Raw genomic sequence first — 20,243 nt, forward strand, 5'->3', positions numbered from 1 at the left:
GACCGGGCGCGGACCTGACCCACCGTCTCTTTCTCAGCGGACAAGCAACACAGTGCTGCCCGCGGCACGGAAGGAATAACAGATGTCCCACGACCAGCCACAGAACAAGGAACGCATCCTGATCAAGGGCGCGTACCTGATGACGCAGGACGACAAGCTCGGCAACTTCGTGGGCGACGTCCTCGTCGCCGACGGCAGGATCGTCGAAGTCGGCCGGGAGCTGTCCGACGACCGGGCCCGGGTCGTCGACGGCACGGGGAGCGCCGTGCTGCCCGGCTTCATCGACACCCACCGCCACAACTGGCAGGGCGCGCTGCGCAACCTGGGCCCCGCCTGGACCTATGAGGAGTACCGCAGCAACGTGCAGATCGGCCTCGGCCAGCACTTCGAACCCCGGGATGTCCACGTCGGTAACCTGGCCGCGGACCTGATGTCCCTCGACTCCGGGGTGACGACCGTGCGGGACGAGTCTCACATCAGCAACAGCCCCGAGCATTCGGACGCGGCAATCGCGGCGCACTGGGAGTCGGGCATCCGCGCCGTCTTCGACCACGGCTGGCCGTCGACGGAGGCCGAGCAGTGGCAGTTCGGCAGCAACCGCACACACCCCGCCGACATCCGGCGCATCCGCAACGAGGTGCTGTCCGACGACTCGGCGCGGGTCACGCTGAACGCGATGCTCCGCGGACCGGAGCTGTCCACCCCCGACGTCTCCACGCAGGACATCCGGCTCGCCCGGGAACTGGACCTGCGGATCAGCATGCACGTGGGCCTCGGTGAGTGGGGCGCGGAGCAGCAGGCTGTACGGCAGCTCAAGGAATCGGGGCTGCTCGCCTCGGACATGACGTTCATCCACCTGTGCACGTCGACCGATGACGAGCTGAGGATGCTGGCCGCGCACGGGGCCACCGCGTCCGTGGCCGGCGCCCTGGAGGTCTTCATGCCGGGCCTCGGCCAGCCGGCTACCAACCGGCTGCTGGCCGCCGGTGTCCGCCCGAGCCTCAGCGTGGACACCGAGACGATCGTGAGCGGGGACATGTTCGGCGTCATGCGGGCAACGCTCGCTTACCAGCAGCTGATCCTCGCTGGCGCGGCCGGACCCATGGACCGGAACCCCGACCTGCCGACCTTCGACGCCGCCGACCTGCTGTCCTTCGCGACCATCGAGGGCGCACGGGCCGCGGGCATCGACAACCGCACCGGCAGTCTGACCCCCGGCAAGGAGGCCGACCTGATCATGATCCGCCTCGACCACACCAACATGCTGCCCGCCACGGACGTCGCCGCCACGATCGTCGCGGGCGGCCACGCCGGCAACGTCGACCTGGTCGTGGTGGCCGGTGACGTCCTGAAGGAGAATGGTGTGCTGAAGGCTGGGGACGCCGTCTTCGACGAGGCCACGGCCTCCCGTGACCGGCTGTTCCACGCCGCCGGCCTACCGCTCCCCGCCTGAGCCGACCGGCCGGCCGGCCACGTTACCGCTCACCGACGGCGCGTGCCGTACTCGGTACAGACTCTCGTTCAGATGCCGGGAGTCAGGCGCACCCGCGCTTCCCCCATCCGGTGCTGTCACCGGATGGGGGAAGCGCGGGTGCGCCTGAGGTGGGTGCGTAGCGGCGGCTCACGCAGGCTTTGGCAGGCATTCCCCGGAGCGGTCGCGTCCGACGCTTTCGCCGCAAAAACGACTCAGGCATCCGTCCAGCCTGCCCGATCACTACCGTCAACGCTCAATAACCTGGCCTGACGCTTGATCCGCTCCCGGGACAATTCGTCAGACGATCTACTCCGCAGACAGCCGTCGACGACCAGCGTGAGCCTCCCGCGATCCGGTCACACCAGCCCTTTGACTTGCGGCGTCAAGTTGGCGGAGGCTCACCTCTCAGAGCTGGTTGACGAGCCGGTCGAGACCCCGGATCAGCTTGTCGATGAAGGCGAGCTGATCACGGTGAAGGTCGCCGAGGTCGACCTCCAGCGTCACCGGGTGCGGCTGGGCGTCGCTGGCGGAGCAGACAGAACCTAGCGAAGGGGCTTGCTGGTGCCCGATTCGATCTTCTCGATGAGGGCGTCGCCGTGCTGGCATAGGAGTCCGCGTAGGGCCGCGTAGTGGTTCAGAGCGTGGGGGCGGGAGAGTCGGAACCAGGTGTTCGCCCGACGCTGTTGCCAGGATTGGCGAGTGTCCGGGGGCTGTGCGGCTTCGATGTGCCGTGGCGCGTAGAGCGGCTCGCCGCAGGTGACATAGGCCCAGACGAACGCGGATGCTTCCTGGCGTACTCGGTCGTCCAAGTTGGGGCTGACGGGGCCTGGGACGGGCGGAAGTCTGGTGATGATCTCGTTCCAGGTCTCAGACGGCAGGGACCAGTCTCGTAGTACCTCTCGTCGGCGCTGGTAGTTGGTGGGGTCTGTCGCGCGGTCGAGCTCTTCAGCCAGGTGGTGTAGAGCGGTAGTGAAGGCGTCCTGGCCATTCTTGAGCCACTGCAGGAGCGTGTTCGTGGCCGTGAACTGGCCTCCGGCAGGGTTGATGCCGAGGAAGTCGGCAGCGTCACCTTGTGCCTTGCCGGATGCCTGCTGGACGAGGCGGACGGCTGCGAGGCGGCGTACGGACTTCGCTGCCCCGTCGAACTGCAGTGGTGTGAGGTGTTCCTGATACCAGCGTTCTTCCAGGAAGGCGGGGATGTGTTCGGCGCGGTAACCGCCAGTGCGGTCGGGGAGCCGGATTCCGCGGGGGCCTGTGCGCCGGTAGGCACGGACAGCGCTTCTTGATCGCCTCGCCGCGGCCCGGCACCTCGGACATGCCGTACGACTGCTGGTTGGCGACGACCTTGTCGCCGAGGCCGGGCGCGAGCAGTCACGAGAACCTCAGCTCACCCCCAACTCCCCGGTACTGGGTCAACTCGACCTCCTGCACGCCCTTCACCACCTCCCAGCCCTGTTACCCGCTTATGACATAGCGATCTTGAAATGGCCGCCATCACCCAAGTAGGTTCACCACGCACCGATTCCCCCCCCCCTCACTAGCCGGCGCCCGGCGCCGGGAGAAGAGACGCCTCATGGGTTCCCACGCTCGCCCCAACCGGCTGCACCGGACCGGGGCCCGGATCGCGACCGTCGCCCTGGTCGGGGCCGTGCTCCCGATCACCGCCGGCGGTCTCGCCGAGGCGGCCACCCCCAGTGCCACCCACTCCGTCGACGAGAATGAGTGGACGAGCGGCCAGGCCGCCGGGACCGTCGGACAGGGACAGGGACAGGGACAGGGGTGGGGGCGGGGCGCGCCCGACGCGACGGGCCAGGACGCCCCCGTTATCAAGGCCGACCACGCCTTTCTCCTGGACACCCGCGACGGCAGCCAGGAGCGGGAGATGTGGGCCGGGGCCAAGGCTGACGAGAGCGTGGCGATGGCCAGTACGACCAAAATCATGACCGCCCTCGTCGTGCTCGAGCACCCGGAGTGGCTGGACCGGCAGTTCACGGTGAAGCAGGAGTACCGGGACTACGTCGCGAAGGCCGGTTCCAGCACGGCCGACCTCCAGACCGGCGACAAGCTGACCGCCAGGCAGCTGCTGCACGCCATGCTGCTCCCCTCGGGGGCGGACGCCGCGATGGCGCTGGCCGACAACTTCGGGTCCGGGGACACCACGGACGCGCGGATCGCCGACTTCGAGAGCCAGATGAACGCCAAGGCGCAGCAGCTGGGCCTGAGGGGCACGCACTTCGACTCCTTCGACGGCATATCGCACGGCGACAACCGCAGCACCGCCCGCGATCTCGCCAAGCTCGGCCAACGCGCCATGCTGAAGCCGGTGTTCGCCGACATCGTGAAGAAGAAGCAGTTCAAGACCGAGGCCCCCGCGGCCAACGGCCGTACCCGCTACTACACCTGGAACAACACCAACGTGCTGCTGAGCACCTACGACGGCGCGCTGGGCATCAAGACCGGCAGCGGCGCGGAGGCCGGCTACGCCGTCGTCTTCGCCGCCGAGCGCGACAACCGCACCCTGGTCGGCGCGATCGTGGGGGCCGACAAGGACCGCTTCGAGGACGCCGCCAAGATGCTCGACTGGGGCTTCGCCCACTGACCGGACGGGGCCGGAGAAGGCGCAGCCGCCGTCGGCGCTCCAGCGCGAACGCGGCCGCCGCGCCACCGGACATTGTCCGGAATTTGACGACAACACCCTTCGGATAGCACCCTTCCCTGCTGACCTTCGCACCGAGCGGTCCGGCCGCCCGGCACTCCGTATGCACGCATACGGGCTCGCGCACCGTGACGTACCGCGCGCCGTGCCCTCGTGTGCGAATCCCCCTCAGCAAGGAACCTCATGTCGACTTCCCCCGCCCGTACCGCCGCGCCCGCCGACGGCGAGTCCGCCGCGGACGACGACGGCGGCCATACGAAGGAAGAGGGCCACACGGCGGACGCCGCGGCCCCCGGTGGCCGCGGACGCACCGACCTCGCCGTACTGGCCGTCAGCGGCGGGCTGCTCACCGCGTTCGTCCTGGCCGCGCTGATCGCGCCCACGGCCACGGGCGACGCTGTAAACGCCGTGTTCACCTTCGTCGCGCGGTGGTTCGGTCCGCTGTGGCAGGTGCTGCTGCTCGCGACGTTCGGCGTCGCGCTGTGGCTGGGCTTCTCCCGGTACGGGAAGGTGCGGCTCGGGGGCGCCGGGGCGCGGCCGGAGTACGGCAGGTTCCAGTGGATCGCGATGATCATGTCGACACTGCTCGCGGGCGGCGGCGTCTTCTTCGCGGCGGGCGAGCCCGTGGAGCACTACATCAACACGCCCCCCTTCTACGACGGCGTCAAGAGCGGCACCCAGGAGGCGGCCGACGCCGCGCTCTCCCAGAGCTTCGCGCACTGGGGCTTCCTCGCCTGGGCCGTCCTCGGCACGCTCGCCTCGATCGTGATGATCCGGGGCCAGGAGCGCGGCATGCCGCTGCGCCCGCGCACCCTGCTGCACCCGTTCCTCGGTGAGCGCGTCCGGCACTCCCGTCTCGGGGCCGCCGTCGACATCGTCTGCGTCATCGCCGTGGTGGCCGGCACCGTCGGCCCGATCGGCTTCCTCGGCCTCCAGGTCTCGTACGGGCTCTCCGAGGTGTTCGGCATCTCCGGCGGCTACCCCGTGCAGCTCGGCGTCATTGTCCTGCTGACCGTCGTCGCGGTGCTCTCCGTCGCCAGCGGTGTCGACCGCGGCATCCAGTTCTTCAGCAAGGCCAACATCTGGCTCGCGGTCGCCCTGATGGCCGTCTTCCTGGTTCTCGGCTCCCTCGGCTTCGTGCTCGACTCGTTCCTGGGCGGCTTCGGCCAGTACGTGCGGGACTTCGTGCCGCTGGCGCTGAACCGGGGCGACCACGCGTGGCTCGGCTCCTGGACGGTCTTCTTCTTCGGCTGGTTCCTCGGCTACGGGCCGCTGATGTCCATCTTCGTGGCCCGCATCTCCCGGGGCCGCACCCTGCGCGACCTCGTTGTCTCCACGGCGATCGTCCCTCCGCTGGCCACCATGTTCTGGTTCACGGTGTTCGGTGGCACCGGCATCTTCCTGGAGCAGCGCGACCCCGGCGCGATCTCGGGCCCGCTGAAGTCGGTCGGCATGGACGCCGCCGTCATCTCCATGGCGCAGCGGCTCCCGATGGGTGCGGTGGTCGCGGTCGCGCTGCTGCTGCTGACGATCACGTTCGTGGTGACGACCACCGACTCGATGTCGTACAGCATCGCCTCCGCGGGCACGAGGGCCGGTGAACCGACGCGCGCGGTACGGGCGTTCTGGGCACTGCTGATGGGCGCGGCGGCCGCGGTGCTGATCCTGGTCGGCGACGGAGGCATCACGGCACTCCAGTCGTTCATCGTGGTCACGGCGGTGCCGGTGGGCTTCATCATGCTGCCGACGCTGTGGACGGCGCCCCGGGTGGCGCGTGAGATGGCGCGGGAGCAGGGGGTCGTCCCGCCGGAGGTGCCGTCGGCGGTCCCGTCTCAGGCCCCGCAGGAGGTCCCGCAGGACCGGGCGTGAGCTGTTGAGCTCCACTCCACGCCCGCCGCTCAGTCCGCGGCAGCGACCCCGCGGCTCCGGAAGGCCGCCACACGAGCCCGGTTCTGGCAGGTCACCGAGCAGAAGCGGCGTCGGCCGCCGGGTGACTGGTCGACGTAGACGTCGGCGCAGTGGCCGCCGGTGCGGATGCCGATCCGGGCGAATCGGTCGCCTTCCTGTACTGCTTTGCCACCTGCCTTGGCGTGCTGTCGTTCAAAAGAGCGGCCCATCGCCCCCCCCTGGCCGGTGATCCGTAGCGGCACAGACCGACTGTCAGGATATTGCGGGCGGGTAACCCTGGCCCGACATCGTGCGGTCGCGGACTACATCGGCGGGGAGGCAGCCGCGCATCCACCCGCTCTGCGCCCGCCGCACTGGCCTCGTTCCTGCGGATCACAAGGGACGCGTTACGCACAGGATGGGGTCTCGCACGCGAGGCTGACGCAGCGTTGACCGATCGGAGTGGGCAGCTTTCACGCACCCGCTGGGCTTCGGAGGCCGCAACGGGGTGCGCGTTGCTGACGGGGTGCCTGGACACAGATGCCAACACATCGAAGACGCCGTCGAGGCCGGCGATAATGAACGAGGCTGGTGACGTCGGTCTCGGTGGCAGCGCCATCGCCCTGAATGCCGGTGCGTATATGCGATGGCCGCACTCCCGTCACTCCGGTACGAGGCGGGGCAGCCGCGGCCGGGCGGCGCAACCGGAGACGGCCGGCACTCGCGCGTCCACTCGCGCCCCTGGACCTGCTCTGTTTCTTCCGTGCTGGAGGGCAGTCAGCGTTCGCCACAGCGTGCCGGAGATTGGCGCCCGACCTAGTCGGCGGCGGTCAGTGGACGATGCGCACGGTGGCGTACAGGTCTCCGGGCGCTCCGCCGTGCGATGCTCATGGCGCCAGCGGGCCCGCGGAGTCCAAGGAGCCGTCAGCGGCGACTTCGGCGACAAGATGCAGCTCGACCAGGCGCACCGTCACCGCTTGCTGCCCCGTCCGGCAGAGAGGAGCCGCCTCTTCCAGGGCGCGCACCGGTCGGCGGTGCCAGCTGCGCGGTCAGTGCTTAGGCCGCGGTGCTCCGGCCGACGAATGGTGACTGCGACATCTACCGCCGAGTGCAGGAGGCCCTCATGTGTCACCGTTACGCGCCGCTCACTCCCACCGGCAGGCTGCGCCTGGCCTGGTGCATCGTGGAGGGCGGCTGGCCGCTGCGGCGGGGGCGCCGAGCGGTTCCAGGTCAGTCACACCACCGCCAAACGCTGGGCCGACCCTTACCGCCTCCAGGGCTGGAGGGGCATGCACGACCGCTCCAGCCGCCCGCACCACTCGCCGCACAAAACCCCCGCCAGGGTCGAGGAACAGGTGATACGACTACGCCAGGAACATCGCATCGGCCCCCAGCGGATCGCAATACACAGCCACCTCGCTCCCTCGACTCGCTCCCTCGACCGTGCACCGCCCGCATCCTGTGTGACCATCACCTGCCCCCGCTGGCCACACTGGACAGGGCCACCGGCCGGCCCGTCCGACGCTACGAACGCGACCAGCCCGGTGAACTGCTCCACATCAATGTCAAGAAGCTGGGCCGCATCCCCGACGGCGGCGGTCACCGCGTGCTGGGACCGGCCACGGGACGCAAGAACCGCAACAAAGCCCAACTGGCACTCCTACGACTACGACCCCAGCGGCAACACCATCGCCCGAACCCTGGGCGGTGACACCCAGAAACTCTCATGGGACGCCGAAGGACACCTGGCCGAGGTCAGCGCACCGGACCAGAACGGCAAGGACAAGGTCACCCAGTACCTCTACGACACCGAAGGCAACCGCCTGATCAGCCGCACACCGACAGGAACCCACCCTCTACCTGGGCCACACCGAAGTCACCCTGCCCAAGGGCGCCACCACCGCCAAAGCCACCCGCTACACCCCTCTCGGCAGCGGCCATCAAGCGGTCAAGGACAACAGCGGCACCATCACCTTCGCCACCGCGGACCACCAGGGAACCGGCCAACTCTCCATCGCGGCAGCTGATCTGAAGCTGACGCAGCGCCGGACCCTCCCCTTTGGCGGACCGCGAGGCGAGGCACCCAAGTCCTGGCCCGGCACCAAGAGCTTCGTCGGCGGCACCGACGGCACCGCCTCCACCGGCCTGACTCACCTCGGAGCTCGCGAGTACGACCCGTCCACCGGTCGGTTCCTGTCCGTCAACCCCATCATGGACCTGACGGGCCCCCGGCAGATGAACGGCTACACCTACAGCAACAGCAACCCCGTCACGTTCAGCGATCCCACCGGTCTCTTAGCTTTGGCGACGCCTTCAAGAACATCGCCAAAAGCGTCGGCAGAATCGGCAAAGCCGCGGTCAACATCTACAACCGGGCCCCGATCGTCGGGTAGCTGGGGATACCGCAACAGCGGGCACATGAGCAGCGCGGTCTACTACAGCTCCGGCGCAAACAACCGCATGACTCAAGTCGGATTCCCCAATCCGCTCGACCGCTTTGATCCATTCCCCCATCTCAGGAAGTTCTTCGCGAACAGCGGCGCGGCCGAGGTCACCAAAGAATTCATCCTTCCCGACGTGCAGTCGTGGCAGTCGTGCGGGAGACATCCAGGGATCAGCAAAGACTGCGGAAGCACCGTCCTGAATCTGCCCTTCCTTAAGGGTCCCAAAATAGGCGGAAAGACCCTAAAGAAGTCCCTCAAATCGCTGGACGATGGCGCAGAGGCGGGAGCAAAGGGGAAAAGGGGCACCCCTTCAGGATGCAAGTGCTTCCTCGCCGGCACAAAGATCCGCATGGCCGACGGCAAGAAAAAGAACATCGAGGACATCAAAGTCGGAGAAAGGGTTCTAGCGACGAACCCGGAAACCGGCAAAACTGGCGAACGCGAAGTCACAGCAATTATCGTCACTAATGACGATAAGCAGTTCACCAGGATAGAGATCTCCACCCTCAACGGGGATGAAAAGCTCACCGCTACTCATGAGCATCCTTTCTGGTGAGTTGACAAGAAGGCTTGGGTAGCGGCCGGCAAGCTCAAGCCGGGCATGATGCTGCGCACGGACGGCGGCCGCACCGTAACCGTCGCGGCAACCAGCCAGTACCGCGACCGTCAGCGCACCTACAATCTCACCGTCGAGGGCCTGCACACGTACTATGTACTTGCTGGTCAGACGCCGGTTCTCGTTCACAACAGCAATTGCACTGGCGCCGGACGTGACTTGATTGGCGGACAAGAGCAGTTCCACATCATTCACGGTGACAGAACGGGTGGTGGCCATAAGTGGCCGGGACAGCCTGGAAAGACCGTGTTTCCGCGCGACTGGGATACTGACAAGATCCTCGACGGCATTGCCGATGTGGCGACCAGTCCGAGCAGCGTCAGAACGCAGCAGACAGGCCGAGCTGCGCTGGACACGAGGAACGGGGATCCGTCGCGATGGAAGGTTGAAGGAGTAGTGGACGGCGTGAACATCAGGGTCATTTATGAACCTGCAACGGACCGAATCGTGACCGGTTTCCCGTACCGACCCTGACTGGAGGCGCAGTGGAAGCCGTAGAGTACGCCGCCAAGGTCGAAGCGCTGCTAGAGGAATCTCCCATCACTGCGCCTTCAGTCGCAGTTGACGTGCGAGACCTTCTGGCGGCCGGAGAGTTCGCCCTAGCTTTCGACACGATGTGCTCATGGATTTACGAAGACGAGTTGTCGATTAGCGAGGAGTATTACGAGCGGCTCGTTCGGCTGTCGGGAGACCTCGGATCTTGTGATCTAATCGCGCGAATGCGTGAGCTGGTAACGGGATAAGCGAGTGCGTTCGCTCCCGCCGCCGATTCGCATTTAGGTGCGTCATGATCGTCTGTTACGGGCCGGATCGGAGTGAGCGACCGCAAACCTGAAGCCCCGCCAGGTGCGTCCTGGCGGGGCTTCAGCGTGGGGTGACGGCAGTAGTTGACGGCAACGTCAGCGGACGGCGGCTCCGACGAGGGGTGGTTCGTCGCCGTCGTCGGGCTTGCCGGTGGTCTCGGCGGGGTTGCGGAGCGCGTGGCCGAGGAGGGTGATGGCGTCGCGTTGGAGGCGGATCCGGACGTGGGCGTACACGGTGGCGGTGACGCCGATGTGGGCGTGGCCCAACAGCTCCTTGATCACGACGAGTTCCACTCCCTGCTCCAGGAGGAGGGTCGCCGTCGAGTTGCGGAGGTCGTGGAACCGGATGCGGCGCAGATGACGATGAGCGGGAGCGGGAAGGCGAGCGCCTCGACGAGGTCGGCACGGCCGTCGGGGGCGGCCAGCATCGCGTCCAGCAGCCCGTCAGTGATGCGCTGCACGCGGGGGCGCAGCGCCTCGACCCGGCGGGTGGTGAACTCCCGCGCCACCAGCTTGCGCAGGCGGGTGTGGTCCGGCGGGTCGAGCTCCAGCATGTTGCTGGACAGCGGAGTCTGCTCCTCGCGCACTTCCCACATGCCGGTGGCACGCCAGTCCTTGGCCAGGCGCGGATCGGCGAGCGCGGCCCGCGCCGCGTCGTGGCCCACCACCAGCCACGCCTCCCGCCCGTCGGGCAGCCGCACCTGATGCACCGGGCCGCGAACGCGCAGCGCGGCGTAGCAGGGGATACGGATCGGCCGTGAAGTCCTCGCCGTACGCGCCCAGATCAACCATGTCGGCCATGCGCTGCCCACCCTTCCGGCCCGGCCTCCGTCGTGGCCCCGGGTCCGCCCTTCGCTCTGACTCGACCGTAATCACCCCGCGCCCGGAGTAGAGGAATCGCCGAAAGGCGGTCCGCGAGGCGGTGGAATGCGCTATCCAGGCCAGCGGTCCGGGCGGCCAACACGCGTCCGGTGACCTGTCGCAGTGAGGGTTGAGCCATTCTCAGCGAAGGTTGAGTGAGCTCTTCTTATCCTGCGACGTGAAAGTGATGGCCGGTGGTGATCGGGGTTCGTGACGAGGCCAAGCTTCTGTTTGTTCCGTCGCCGCCGTTCATAACATCGAGATCGCCTGGCACTCAGGATGAGAAGATCAGCGCATGGAGCAAGTTGACTTGTTTCGTTCGGTTAATCGGAGTTGGCGCGTGGCAAGATCGCCGCGACCGCAACACGGTTTCCCGAGGGAGAATGTCCATGCGCCCGCACCGACGTATTGCCGCCACTGCCGTGTCGCTTGCCATGGCCTCAAGCGGCTTGGTCGCTCTTGCTGTTCCTGCCGCGTCGGCCGCTCCGGCCGGCGCCCTGAGCTGTAGCGGCGGGTCCGTCACGGGAAGTGCCGGGCATGCCGGCTGGCGTTTCCAGTGCAACAGCGGGACTGGTACCAACTGGCGGGCCAGAATCGTGTGCCTCGGCGCTCCGCAGCCCTACACGCACTACGGCAACACTGTGAGCGGGAGCAGATCGGGCACCTCGACCGTGTGGTGCGCGGTTCCCGGCCACTGGGTGGACGTGGACAGGGACTACCCGGCCATGGTCCCTGCGTAGATCTCGCGCCCTGCGGAGGGTTGTCAGGACTCCGCAGGGCGTCCCCGGCGCGGAGGGTTGTCGAAAGGGCCCGGTGTGAGGCCGACTGGTCGGCTGTGCCTCGGGTAGAACCTCGGGCCGACGGCCGATGGCTGACGGCGGTGCGGAAGTAGAAGACCCGACGCCGCGAGATCCTGCTCGAATTGAGCAGGCTCGCCAGGCCGCGCTGCGTGCCTTCGAAGACGCCCAGCCCCAACGCGAGCAGCGACCAGGCAAAGGCTGCCCGACGCCTCAGGGCGCGGCCCGCCGGCCTTCGCCCCGGGCGCCGCGTTGACCAGGGCCTGAGCGGTGGGGGCCTCCTCTCCTCAACGCGGTCTTTGCGCAGCCGTCGGCCTCGCCTTCACCGCCCTGACCCCAGACGCTGGACGGAGTTGGGTGCGGCTCCTTTGAAAGGGCTGGCTCACCTGCGACGTTGCCGTGCTGGTCACCGCAGCCGCCGTCGCCACGATCCTCACCGCGCTGGGCGTCGTCGGAGCCAGCGCCGGATCAGGGACGTCCGCCGCGCCCTCCTCTGACGCCGCCCAGCGCGGCACCCTGCTCTCCGCCGAGTTGCTCTACACCCTCACGTCGGCCAAGGACTCCGCCGCTGAGCTCACCGCCCCGGGTATGGCAGCGGCACCGCCGAGCACGGTGTGGACGCGTACCGACTCGTCTACCGCACCATCGACGCGAAGGGCCAACCAACCACGGCCAGCGGGCTGTTCACCGTTCCGCGCGGGGTCCAAGGCCGTCTGCGGACTGTCTCGTTCGCCCACGGCACCGGCGTCCACCGCATCGACGCGCCCTCGATGCAGCGGAAAGTGTTCCTGAGTGGCCCCTCCATCACGTACGCCTCCGCAGGCTTCGCCGCTGTCGCGCCCGACTACCTCGGCATGGGCACGGGCCTGGGCAAGCACCCCTGGATGGACGTGCTGTCCGAAGCCACGGCCTCCCTGGATCTGCTCCGCGCCGTACGCCAGTTCGCCCCACGCACCGGACGCGCCCTGGACCGTGACGTCTTGGCCACCGGCTTCTCGCAGGGCGCGTCGGCTGCTCTCAGGTTCGGCAGGGCCCTCCAGGCGGGCGAGGACCGGCACTTCAGGCTCGACGCCCTCGCCCCGATCAGCGGGGCCTACGACTTCGGCGGCGCGGAGATCCCGGCGCTGCTCGCGGGCGACGGTGAGCTGGAGCCGAGGTGGGGCGTGGTGTACACCGCGTACACCTTGGTCGCCTTCGACCGCGTCCAGGATGTGTACGACAACCCGGGCGAGGTGTTCCGCGACCCCGCCGTGGAGGAGCTGTTCGACGGTATGCACACCGGTCCGCAGCTGATCAGCGCGCTGCCTCACACGCTGGACGAACTGCTGACGCCGTACGGGCGTGACCTGCTGGCCCGGCCCGAGGGCGGCCTCGCGGCCGGGCTGCGGAAGACCGACAGCGTGTGCAAGGACTGGAAGCCCAAGGCACCGATTCGGCTCTACATGGCGCGGGGCGATGAGCAGGCGACCGTTCAGAACACGGCCAACTGCGCCGCGGCCTTTCGAGAACGGGGAATGGGGGTGCCGGTCGTCGACCTTGGCGCCGTCGACCATCAGAAGTCACGGCACCTCGGCTCGAACGTCCAGGGAACAGCGGAGGCGGTGCGCTGGTTCAGCACGCTCCGGACCGGCGGCAACCCAGGGCACCGCCTCCCGCAGCGGACCCGGCCGGTACGATCCTGAGCGAAGTCCAGAAGATCACGGGGAGCACCGTCATGCCGGAAATCATGTCCGTCCAGCACCAGGCCGCCCTGAGTCAGCTGGCGCCGGACGAGCAGCTCCTCACCTATGGAATGGTCGTCCCGGTGAAGAGCGCTGAAGGCGTCAAAATCAAGCACGGCAAGATCGGCGGGATGCTCGGTGACCACCTGATGCACCGCTACGGCGCCCAGTCCGGTAGTGCGCAGAGCATCGCGGCTGCCATGCCGACCACGTCCGGTGCGCTGTTGATGCGGGTGACCGACCAGCGGGTCGGCCTCGTACGGCACGTCGACGGCACTCCCGTCTGGGAAATCCCCCGCACCTGGGTTGCCCAGGTGGAGCGTCGCCCCCGCCTCCAGCTCATGGCCCGTTTCCGTGTCCACTACGCGGATGGCACCTGGCTCGCCTTCTTCACCGCGCGTCGCCGCACGATCGAGGCATTCACCACCGCGGTGACCAACACCAGCAACACCGGCGGTCGCTGAAGAGCCGCCGTGGCCACACTCTGGAGGCCTGGGAAGTGGGCGCGAGCGCGCATCCCTCTTGGGCCACCACGCCGGCACCCACCGCGGCGACCGCAATCTACGGATGCGTTGGCCAATCGGACTGGCCCGGTCCCAGACCGTACGTGGACTCGATCTCCTGCTTGATCCGGTCCATGTCGTTCTCCGCCTTCTGAACCTGGCACTCCGAAGAGACCAAAAGCGCCGCGCCCACAAAGGAGACCGATCAGCCCTTGGACGGTGATCTTCCTGGGCTTGGCGGCTCGTACACTGACGAAAATGGAGGACCACACGGCCACCGGGATCGGTGCACATCCGGCGCCCGTCTTGCGGGAGTACGTCGACTCGTATGTCGGCTTCGACCTCCGCGGGCTCCCGACGGGGGTGCACTGCGGCCCGCCGGGCCGCGCGCTCACTGCGGTGATCAGCCTGTCGGATCCTTTGGAGGTGGCGGCGTGCGTTGACGACCGGTCACCGGTCACCCGATTCGGCAGTGTGGCCGGCGGTCTGATGTGCCGGTCCGTCGCGATTCACCACGACGGACGCCAGCAAGGTGTTCAGGTATCGCTGACACTGCTCGGGGCCCGGGCCATCTACCGTATGCCCGCCGCCGAGCTCGCCCACCGACTGGTTCCACTTGACGAGCTTCTTGTAGCGCTTGCCGTCGAGCTGGTCGACCGGCTCCGATCGGCGACAACATGGGCGGCGCGGTTCACCGCGCTGGACGAATTGCTCCTCCGAGCCGTCGGCCGTGGCGCCTGCGGCGACCATGCGCGCTGGTTGCGCCCCGAGGTAGCCGAGGCGTGGCACCGCCTCGTCGCCGCGCGGGGTTGCGTCAGAACCCGATCCCGTGGGGCGATGTGGCAACCGTCTCTGGCTACGCCGACCAGGCCCATCTCGTCCGGGACTGGCGCGAGTTCACGGGCCGATCGCCGACGGCCTGGCGTCGCGGCGAAGTCCTCCTCGGAGCCGGGTAGCCGCCGACCGTCTGCCCGTGGTGTGGCTTCTCTTCCCTTTTCTTCAAGACCGCCCGATCGCCGGCGTGGACGATCGTCGGCATGAGACTCGTCAACCACGAACGCAATGCCATGGACCTGCGGACGACCCCCGTGCACCTCGGACTGGGATCGAGAGCGAGACCCGTCGAGGGCTTCACCTGGGACCCGGAGGTGCTCCAGGCCCACAGCGCCGCGGTCGCCGGAGACGGCGCCGAGGGACGGACGGTGATGGTCTTCGACGGCGACGGGCTCGGCGACCATTGGGAGAGCCACCCTGCAGGCGACGAACTGGTCGTTTGCCTCAGCGGGTCCGTGACGGTCACCCGCGACGTGGACGGGGTGCCCGACCGCGTTCTGCTCAAGCGGGGCGAGGCCACGATCAACCCGGCCGGGGTATGGCACGTGGTCGACATGGAGGGGCCGACGTCCATCCTGGCCATCACTGCGACCCTCGGCACTGACCACCGTCCTCGGACCGACACCCGCCCGACCGAACGCGTGGGCACGCCCAGCCCGGAGGAAGCGCCGTGAGGACACGCATCGCGTGCCTCGACGACAGCCTCACCCGTGCGCAGTTCAGCGTCGACTACCTGGATCTTCTCGGACGACGCCACCCTCCCAGTGACGTCCAGCCTGCCCGTTTCGGCGCCAACAGCGACATCGCCCGTCGGCAGGCTGGTTCCAACAGTGCCTGGGAGCCGTCGTCGCACGGCTGCGAGCGGAGACCGACGCGACGATCGGTCTGCTGTCGCTACCGGTACTCGGCCAACAACTCGACGGAGCATCGGTACAGGCATCGCGGGCGTACAGCCGGATGATCGTCGAGGTCGCCGCCACCAACGAGGCGACCTACCTTCCGCTCCACGAACGCCAGATCGAGGAACTGCACCAAGCGGACCCGCCGCCGATTCCATACCGGGAGGTGACGGCCCACAGCGGTCCTCGGCGTCCTAGCCCAGCACGCAGAGACGATCCCGCGGCGCTGCCAAGGCCTGCCCTTCAGCACCCGTTCCTGAACTTGGAGCGAGTGGTTGCCGCGGCCCAAGGAGCTTGCGTGCCGAGGGCCGTGGCTACGGACGGCGTCGGTCTCGCGTAGCGGCGGCGATTCCGGCAACCACAACGACGGTAGCGCCCCCGGCCCAGGCAAGATCAGTACCCCACAGCGGACCGATCGAATAGGCATGCTTGTCGTATGCCAGACGGGAGGACGGCACTGTCGCAGCAATCCTGTTGACGAGCCCCTGGATCTCATCCATCTCAGATGGCGACAGCTCTCCGGCTTTCCTCGCGAGGGCCGCCACCTCCGAGTTCTGCGCCTCGGTGAACCCGGGATATTCAACATCCCCGTTCAGGTTCATGCTCCCGGGGCGCCCGCAGGCCAAGGCCTCCCCATCTTCGAAGCCGAAGACCGGCCCGTCGTCGGAGTCACATGAAGATCCAGGTGAGCCGAACTTGACGTGGTAGTCGGAAGGGCTGACAGCACTGGCGTCCAAGAGGCCGACAAGGATCGCGATGCAGCCATACACACCGACGACGAAAAGGCCCAAGGCGCCAAAACCTCTGAGAGCGCTGAGCACGTCCGGGGACACGATCTGCTTTGCCACTCCGGTATCGTCGCGCACTCCGCAGCCTGACGTTCAGCATCCGAGCGCAGCGTGCTGCTGAAGTTCCCCACGGATGACGCCGGCCGGATCGCTGATCTGGAATGGTCGGATGTGAACGTGACCCGTCCGCCGTGGAAGGGCGTCCTGGGGCGTTGGAAGGGCAGGAGCGGCACCGACCTCTTGAAGCTCAACAAGGCCTACCTCGGGCCGGGGGAACGGTACGGGGACCGCGGATCGCGGCGCATGATCGCCGCGCACGAGCTCGGTCACGCCCTTGGGTTCTGTCGCAAGAATCCGTCGAGGTACCGCTCGTTGATGGCTCCGTACTCGTTCGACATGCCCTCCAACGGCGCCCCGACTGCGCGGGACCGCAGGAATTACCACGCGTTGTGGGGCTGAAAGGCAGATTAATGAACCGCCTTCAGCGTCAGCTCGCGCTCGCCGCAGCCGCACTGACCGTATTGGCCGGTGGGTCCTGGGGCGTCCACCGCACAACTGCTGTGCCGGAGACGATGAGTGCGGGCGAGGCGGTGACGCTTTACGACGTGCGGGACGCCCGGCAGGTCGCCGGGACCGCAGACGATGTGTTCGCCGGCATGGTCGTGAACCGTGGCGGCCAGCGGGACATCGCCGGCATCCTCTCCGACCTCTACGAAGTCCGGGTCGAGCAGCGTTTCAAGGGCGGTCTGCGCGGCACGGTCACCGTCAGCCACGAGCAGGGGCCCCACCACTCGCTGCGGGTAGCCCGGATACTGCGAGCGCCTGACCGTGGCCTGAAGAAAGAATGATCAGCGCAGCAGTCTGGCGCAGCACCACGAGTGGCCGCTCTCGTCGATCGCGACATAGTGGTGGTGATTTCGCCTGCGCCGATACCGGCCCGGACTGCGGCCATTGGTGCTTCCGCGCAGTGTGGTGCTAGTGATGGTGCTCCCGACGGACGAGCGCGAGCATGGGCGCAAAAGGGGGCGCTCACCGTCTTGAGCTGCAACACACGGTGAACGACGGACTGGTACTTACGTCGATCGTCTGACCCTGCGGCGGGATCACGGAAAGTAGCCCCTCCATGACCCCTTTGTGATGTCAACTTGCGCAAGGTGACGTGTCAGCGGAGGAGGGGTCATGGGGCGGGCTGGGACATTGGCCGCACGGCTGTTCGGGGTCGTCCTGGTCCTGGGGCTCGTGTCGGCCACTCCAGTACGGGCGGACGAGAGCGCGCGGCTGGAGGCGACGCCGCGCCGGGCGGCCGAAGGCTCGTACGGGGTTCTGAGCGTGTCGAACGCCCCCGAGACCTGCCGGCGAGGGGGAGACGCCTTCCCCGCACAGGCGTCCGTCCGCCTGCTCTGGGAGGGCTTGTCCAACGAGAGCAGCGGCACTCAGGACACCTGGTCGTCGTACCGCGTCAGTGATGACTCCTTCCTCGTCGGCTTCCAGTATCCGAACGTCCCGGCCGGCGATCAGGGCGGATCGCACACCGTGGTCGTGGAATGCCGTTCTGCCGACGGCGCGTCCTGGGCGAGGGTCGGGAGCAGCACTCTCGACGTCGCAACGCTTGGTCAGGACGCGCCCAGCTACCACTTCGGCGGTGGGCCCGGCATCCGGATCAGCGAGGGAACGGTGTCGGAGGGCGAGAGGCGTCGGACCATTCGGATCGAGGACGCCGCCGATGAGTGCGCAGGCGGCCAGGTCCGGCTGGACGGCCGCGCCTTGGCGACCACGCTGGACGTGAAAGAAGGGCTGGGATACGTCGCAGCGGAGTTCACCGTCCCCGCGAACACGCCGCAGGGACGACACCGGATCGCACTCGACTGCCCCCGGGGCACGCTGATCAGCTACCCGATCGCCGTCAACAGGACGGCAGCCGCTGTCGGCGATCCAGCGCCCGCCCTCAACAAGTCACCGGTGTTCGCGGCGATCCCCAAGCCCTCCGAGGTGCCGTGGGGACTGCGCAGCGTGGCCTTGACGCTGGCGGTGGCCTCGGCACTGATCCTGCTGATCGGCTTCCCCGCAGACATCGTGAACAAGACGATCGAGGAGAACCGGCAGGAGATCGAAGGCTGGTTCCTCCCCTGGACGGTTTGGTTGCGCCGTCGGCGGACAGCGATGCACGCTCTGCGCATCGGCGGGCGGACCGTCAGCGCTCTGTGGGCGTCACCCCGGCGGCGGTTCTGCTGGTTCACGCTGGCCGCAGCACTGCTGACCACCCTGATCGATCCCGCGATCGGTATCCGCGGGGACACGATGATGCTCTTCTTCGGCCTCCTGGTGGCCCTCCCGGTGACTACCCTGGTCTACGCGGTGGTGGTGGAGTCCTTTGCACGGCGCTTCTCGGACGGTGTGGCGGGGGCCCTGTTCGTCCTGCCGTTGGGACTCGTCCTGGCCGCGTTCTGCACACTCCTGTCGGTGGTGGCCGGATTCGTACCGGGCTATGTCTTCGGTCTCATCGCCGGATACGCCACGGCCGGCGAGGCCAGGCGTCAGCTGTCGGACGAAGACCAAGGACGCAGCGTGCTCGCGGGCACGTTCTGCCTGCTCGCTGTCGCGTTGCTGGCGTGGGTCGCCCTGGAGCGTACGCACGACGGGACCTGGCTGCCCTTGCGGATGCTGGACGCCGTGCTGTCCGCGGTCTTCTTGCTCAGCGTGCAGACTCTTGTCTTCGGACTGATTCCGCTGCACATGATGGACGGTCGACGCCTGTTGGCCTGGAGCCGCCGCGCCTGGCTGGCCGTCTACGCGGTAGCGGTGATCTGTTTCGTGCACCTGCTGGTACTGAACCGGCGGGACGTGCTGGGGCAGGGCACCGCGCCCGCGTTCGTGTCCACACTCGCGCTGTTCATCGGTTTCGGCGCACTGTCTCTGGCCTTCTGGGCCTACTTCCGCTACCGACCGCCGAGGCCTGTCCTGGCTGATCCGCCAACTCCACCAGTGCCGCCGACTCCCCCGGCACCGCCGGACCCGTCCGCCGTCACCGGGAGTCAGCCGTAGGAATGTCGCGTACACGGCCACCGAACGCACCGAGCACAGCCGGAGGAACAGCAGATGGCAGACAGCAGTGCGGGGACACCGGCATCGGGCCCTGAAGGACGTCGTGGCCTGCTGGTCGTCCTGGCTCTGGTAGTCGTCTTCGTGCTGATCCTCGTCCTCGCGCGATGTGTCGGCTCGGGCAGCGGACCGGCATCCGCGTCCCCGACCGGCGCGCCCACCGAAACCGCGGAGCAGTCGAGTGAGGGCGCTCCCTCCCGCGCACCCGCGAAGGCAGAGGGCCGTTCGCCTTCCGCCACGACCACGACGCCCCCGCGTCGTGGCGTGCCCACCGCCACGTCGTCGGGGCCGTCCACGAAGGCCGTATCCCCCACGCCTCCGTCGAGCAGCACGGAACCCGAGGAGCCCGCCACCGCCTACGTACACGTGATGATGACGTCCAATTTCGAAGTGTCCGTGACCAACGACCGTACGGATGAGCGTTGTTCGCAGGAGCTCGACGCGCGGCCCAGCCAGGAGAACGCATGGTGCACCCTGGCCCTGCCGACCGGTGGCAGTGTCCAGCTCACAGGGGTGCTCAGCGGAACACCCTCCGGGGTCGCCAACCGGGAGCCCGAGCGAGATCCCGTCTGGTACGGCTGTCAGGAAGGCGACGGCGCGCCGACCTGCACCCTGGACCTGGCCAACGGCCACTGGGTCTGCCTGGCCAGCCACGATGTGTCCGAAGGGTCCAACACTCTCTGCGAGGGGTTTCGCGACTCAGGCGCTTTGGGCCCCGTGCCGCCTGGCTCTTCAGCGCCTCCCAGCGGCATCAGGATGCCGGGCTCGTGACGTGGACCGTGCACTCACGGTGCCAGATAGAGCGCTCAGTGCGTTCACGGTGGCCGGTCGCAAGGCCAGTCAAGGTGGGACGGTCTGTCA

The 20,243-nt window shown here is 67.9% G+C and carries 14 protein-coding genes and 5 pseudogenes; 15 read left to right on the top strand and 4 right to left on the bottom strand.

Features of this window, described 5'->3' with window-relative positions; all coding sequences use genetic code 11:
- Nucleotides 1–82 precede the first annotated feature (82 nt).
- From NOO62_RS01195 to NOO62_RS01205, 3 genes are all read left to right on the top strand, one after another.
- Nucleotides 83–1,453: an amidohydrolase family protein gene (locus NOO62_RS01195; RefSeq protein WP_268769013.1), complete on the top strand. Its 1,371-nt coding sequence runs from the start codon at nt 83–85 to the stop codon at nt 1,451–1,453.
- Between the two features lie 1,594 nt (nt 1,454–3,047).
- Nucleotides 3,048–4,073, top strand: a complete 1,026-nt coding sequence (locus NOO62_RS01200) for a D-alanyl-D-alanine carboxypeptidase family protein (RefSeq protein WP_268769014.1) — start codon at nt 3,048–3,050, stop codon at nt 4,071–4,073.
- A gap of 240 nt (nt 4,074–4,313) precedes the next feature.
- The gene (locus NOO62_RS01205) at nt 4,314–5,999 is read left to right on the top strand and encodes a BCCT family transporter (protein ID WP_268769015.1); all 1,686 of its coding nucleotides are present in this window, start codon (nt 4,314–4,316) and stop codon (nt 5,997–5,999) included.
- 29 nt (nt 6,000–6,028) lie between these two features.
- Here the strand turns inward: NOO62_RS01205 and NOO62_RS01210 are convergent, their stop codons facing one another.
- Nucleotides 6,029–6,247 (bottom strand): CGNR zinc finger domain-containing protein, encoded by a 219-nt coding sequence (locus tag NOO62_RS01210; RefSeq protein ID WP_268769016.1) that lies wholly within the window; start codon nt 6,245–6,247, stop codon nt 6,029–6,031.
- 893 nt (nt 6,248–7,140) lie between these two features.
- Between NOO62_RS01210 and NOO62_RS01215 the strand changes: the two are divergent.
- From NOO62_RS01215 to NOO62_RS01235, 3 genes and pseudogenes are all read left to right on the top strand, one after another.
- Nucleotides 7,141–7,656 (top strand): annotated as a pseudogene (locus tag NOO62_RS01215) (leucine zipper domain-containing protein); the annotation flags it as partial.
- A gap of 506 nt (nt 7,657–8,162) precedes the next feature.
- Nucleotides 8,163–9,551: pseudogene (locus NOO62_RS39200) on the top strand (polymorphic toxin-type HINT domain-containing protein).
- An 11-nt stretch (nt 9,552–9,562) separates the two neighbouring features.
- Nucleotides 9,563–9,820, top strand: coding sequence for a MafI family immunity protein (locus NOO62_RS01235; protein ID WP_268769017.1), 258 nt, complete (start codon nt 9,563–9,565; stop codon nt 9,818–9,820).
- Between the two features lie 156 nt (nt 9,821–9,976).
- On the opposite strand, the pseudogene NOO62_RS01240 reads toward NOO62_RS01235, so the two are convergent.
- Both NOO62_RS01240 and NOO62_RS01245 read right to left on the bottom strand, forming a co-directional pair.
- A pseudogene (locus NOO62_RS01240) lies at nt 9,977–10,237 on the bottom strand (tyrosine-type recombinase/integrase); the annotation flags it as partial.
- Entirely contained in the window at nt 10,159–10,581 is a 423-nt protein-coding gene (locus tag NOO62_RS01245) for a hypothetical protein (RefSeq protein WP_414930748.1), read from the bottom strand. The gene NOO62_RS01245 and the pseudogene NOO62_RS01240, both read right to left, overlap by 79 nt.
- Nucleotides 10,582–12,152: 1,571 nt before the next feature.
- On the opposite strand from NOO62_RS01245, the gene NOO62_RS01250 reads away from it, so the two are divergent.
- The 5 genes and pseudogenes from NOO62_RS01250 to NOO62_RS01270 all read left to right on the top strand — a co-directional run.
- The gene (locus NOO62_RS01250) at nt 12,153–13,220 is read left to right on the top strand and encodes an alpha/beta hydrolase family protein (RefSeq protein ID WP_268769018.1); all 1,068 of its coding nucleotides are present in this window, start codon (nt 12,153–12,155) and stop codon (nt 13,218–13,220) included.
- Nucleotides 13,221–13,252: 32 nt separating this feature from the next.
- Nucleotides 13,253–13,723 carry a hypothetical protein gene (locus tag NOO62_RS01255; protein WP_268769019.1) on the top strand — a complete coding sequence of 157 codons (471 nt, stop codon included), beginning with the start codon at nt 13,253–13,255 and terminating at the stop codon, nt 13,721–13,723.
- 297 nt (nt 13,724–14,020) lie between these two features.
- Nucleotides 14,021–14,718: pseudogene (locus tag NOO62_RS01260) on the top strand (helix-turn-helix domain-containing protein).
- An 81-nt stretch (nt 14,719–14,799) separates the two neighbouring features.
- Entirely contained in the window at nt 14,800–15,270 is a 471-nt protein-coding gene (locus NOO62_RS01265; RefSeq protein WP_268769020.1) for a cupin domain-containing protein, read from the top strand.
- Nucleotides 15,267–15,746, top strand: a pseudogene (locus NOO62_RS01270) (SGNH/GDSL hydrolase family protein); the annotation flags it as partial. The gene NOO62_RS01265 and the pseudogene NOO62_RS01270, both read left to right, overlap by 4 nt.
- A gap of 63 nt (nt 15,747–15,809) precedes the next feature.
- Here the strand turns inward: NOO62_RS01270 and NOO62_RS01275 are convergent.
- Nucleotides 15,810–16,343: a hypothetical protein gene (locus NOO62_RS01275; RefSeq protein WP_268769021.1), complete on the bottom strand. Its 534-nt coding sequence runs from the start codon at nt 16,341–16,343 to the stop codon at nt 15,810–15,812.
- A 51-nt stretch (nt 16,344–16,394) separates the two neighbouring features.
- Here NOO62_RS01275 and NOO62_RS01280 point away from each other — a divergent pair, with 51 nt between their 5' ends.
- The 4 genes from NOO62_RS01280 (at nt 16,395) to NOO62_RS01295 (ending at nt 20,153) form a co-directional block, all read left to right on the top strand.
- Nucleotides 16,395–16,742 (top strand): hypothetical protein, encoded by a 348-nt coding sequence (locus tag NOO62_RS01280; RefSeq protein ID WP_268769022.1) that lies wholly within the window; start codon nt 16,395–16,397, stop codon nt 16,740–16,742.
- Between the two features lie 11 nt (nt 16,743–16,753).
- Nucleotides 16,754–17,131, top strand: coding sequence for a hypothetical protein (locus NOO62_RS01285; RefSeq protein WP_268769023.1), 378 nt, complete (start codon nt 16,754–16,756; stop codon nt 17,129–17,131).
- Nucleotides 17,132–17,480: 349 nt separating this feature from the next.
- Nucleotides 17,481–19,325 (top strand): FGLLP motif-containing membrane protein, encoded by a 1,845-nt coding sequence (locus NOO62_RS01290; RefSeq protein WP_268769024.1) that lies wholly within the window; start codon nt 17,481–17,483, stop codon nt 19,323–19,325.
- A gap of 54 nt (nt 19,326–19,379) precedes the next feature.
- Nucleotides 19,380–20,153 (top strand): hypothetical protein, encoded by a 774-nt coding sequence (locus NOO62_RS01295; protein ID WP_268769025.1) that lies wholly within the window; start codon nt 19,380–19,382, stop codon nt 20,151–20,153.
- Nucleotides 20,154–20,243 lie beyond the last annotated feature (90 nt).

It is taken from the genome of Streptomyces sp. Je 1-369, assembly GCF_026810505.1.
Lineage (GTDB): Bacteria > Actinomycetota > Actinomycetes > Streptomycetales > Streptomycetaceae > Streptomyces.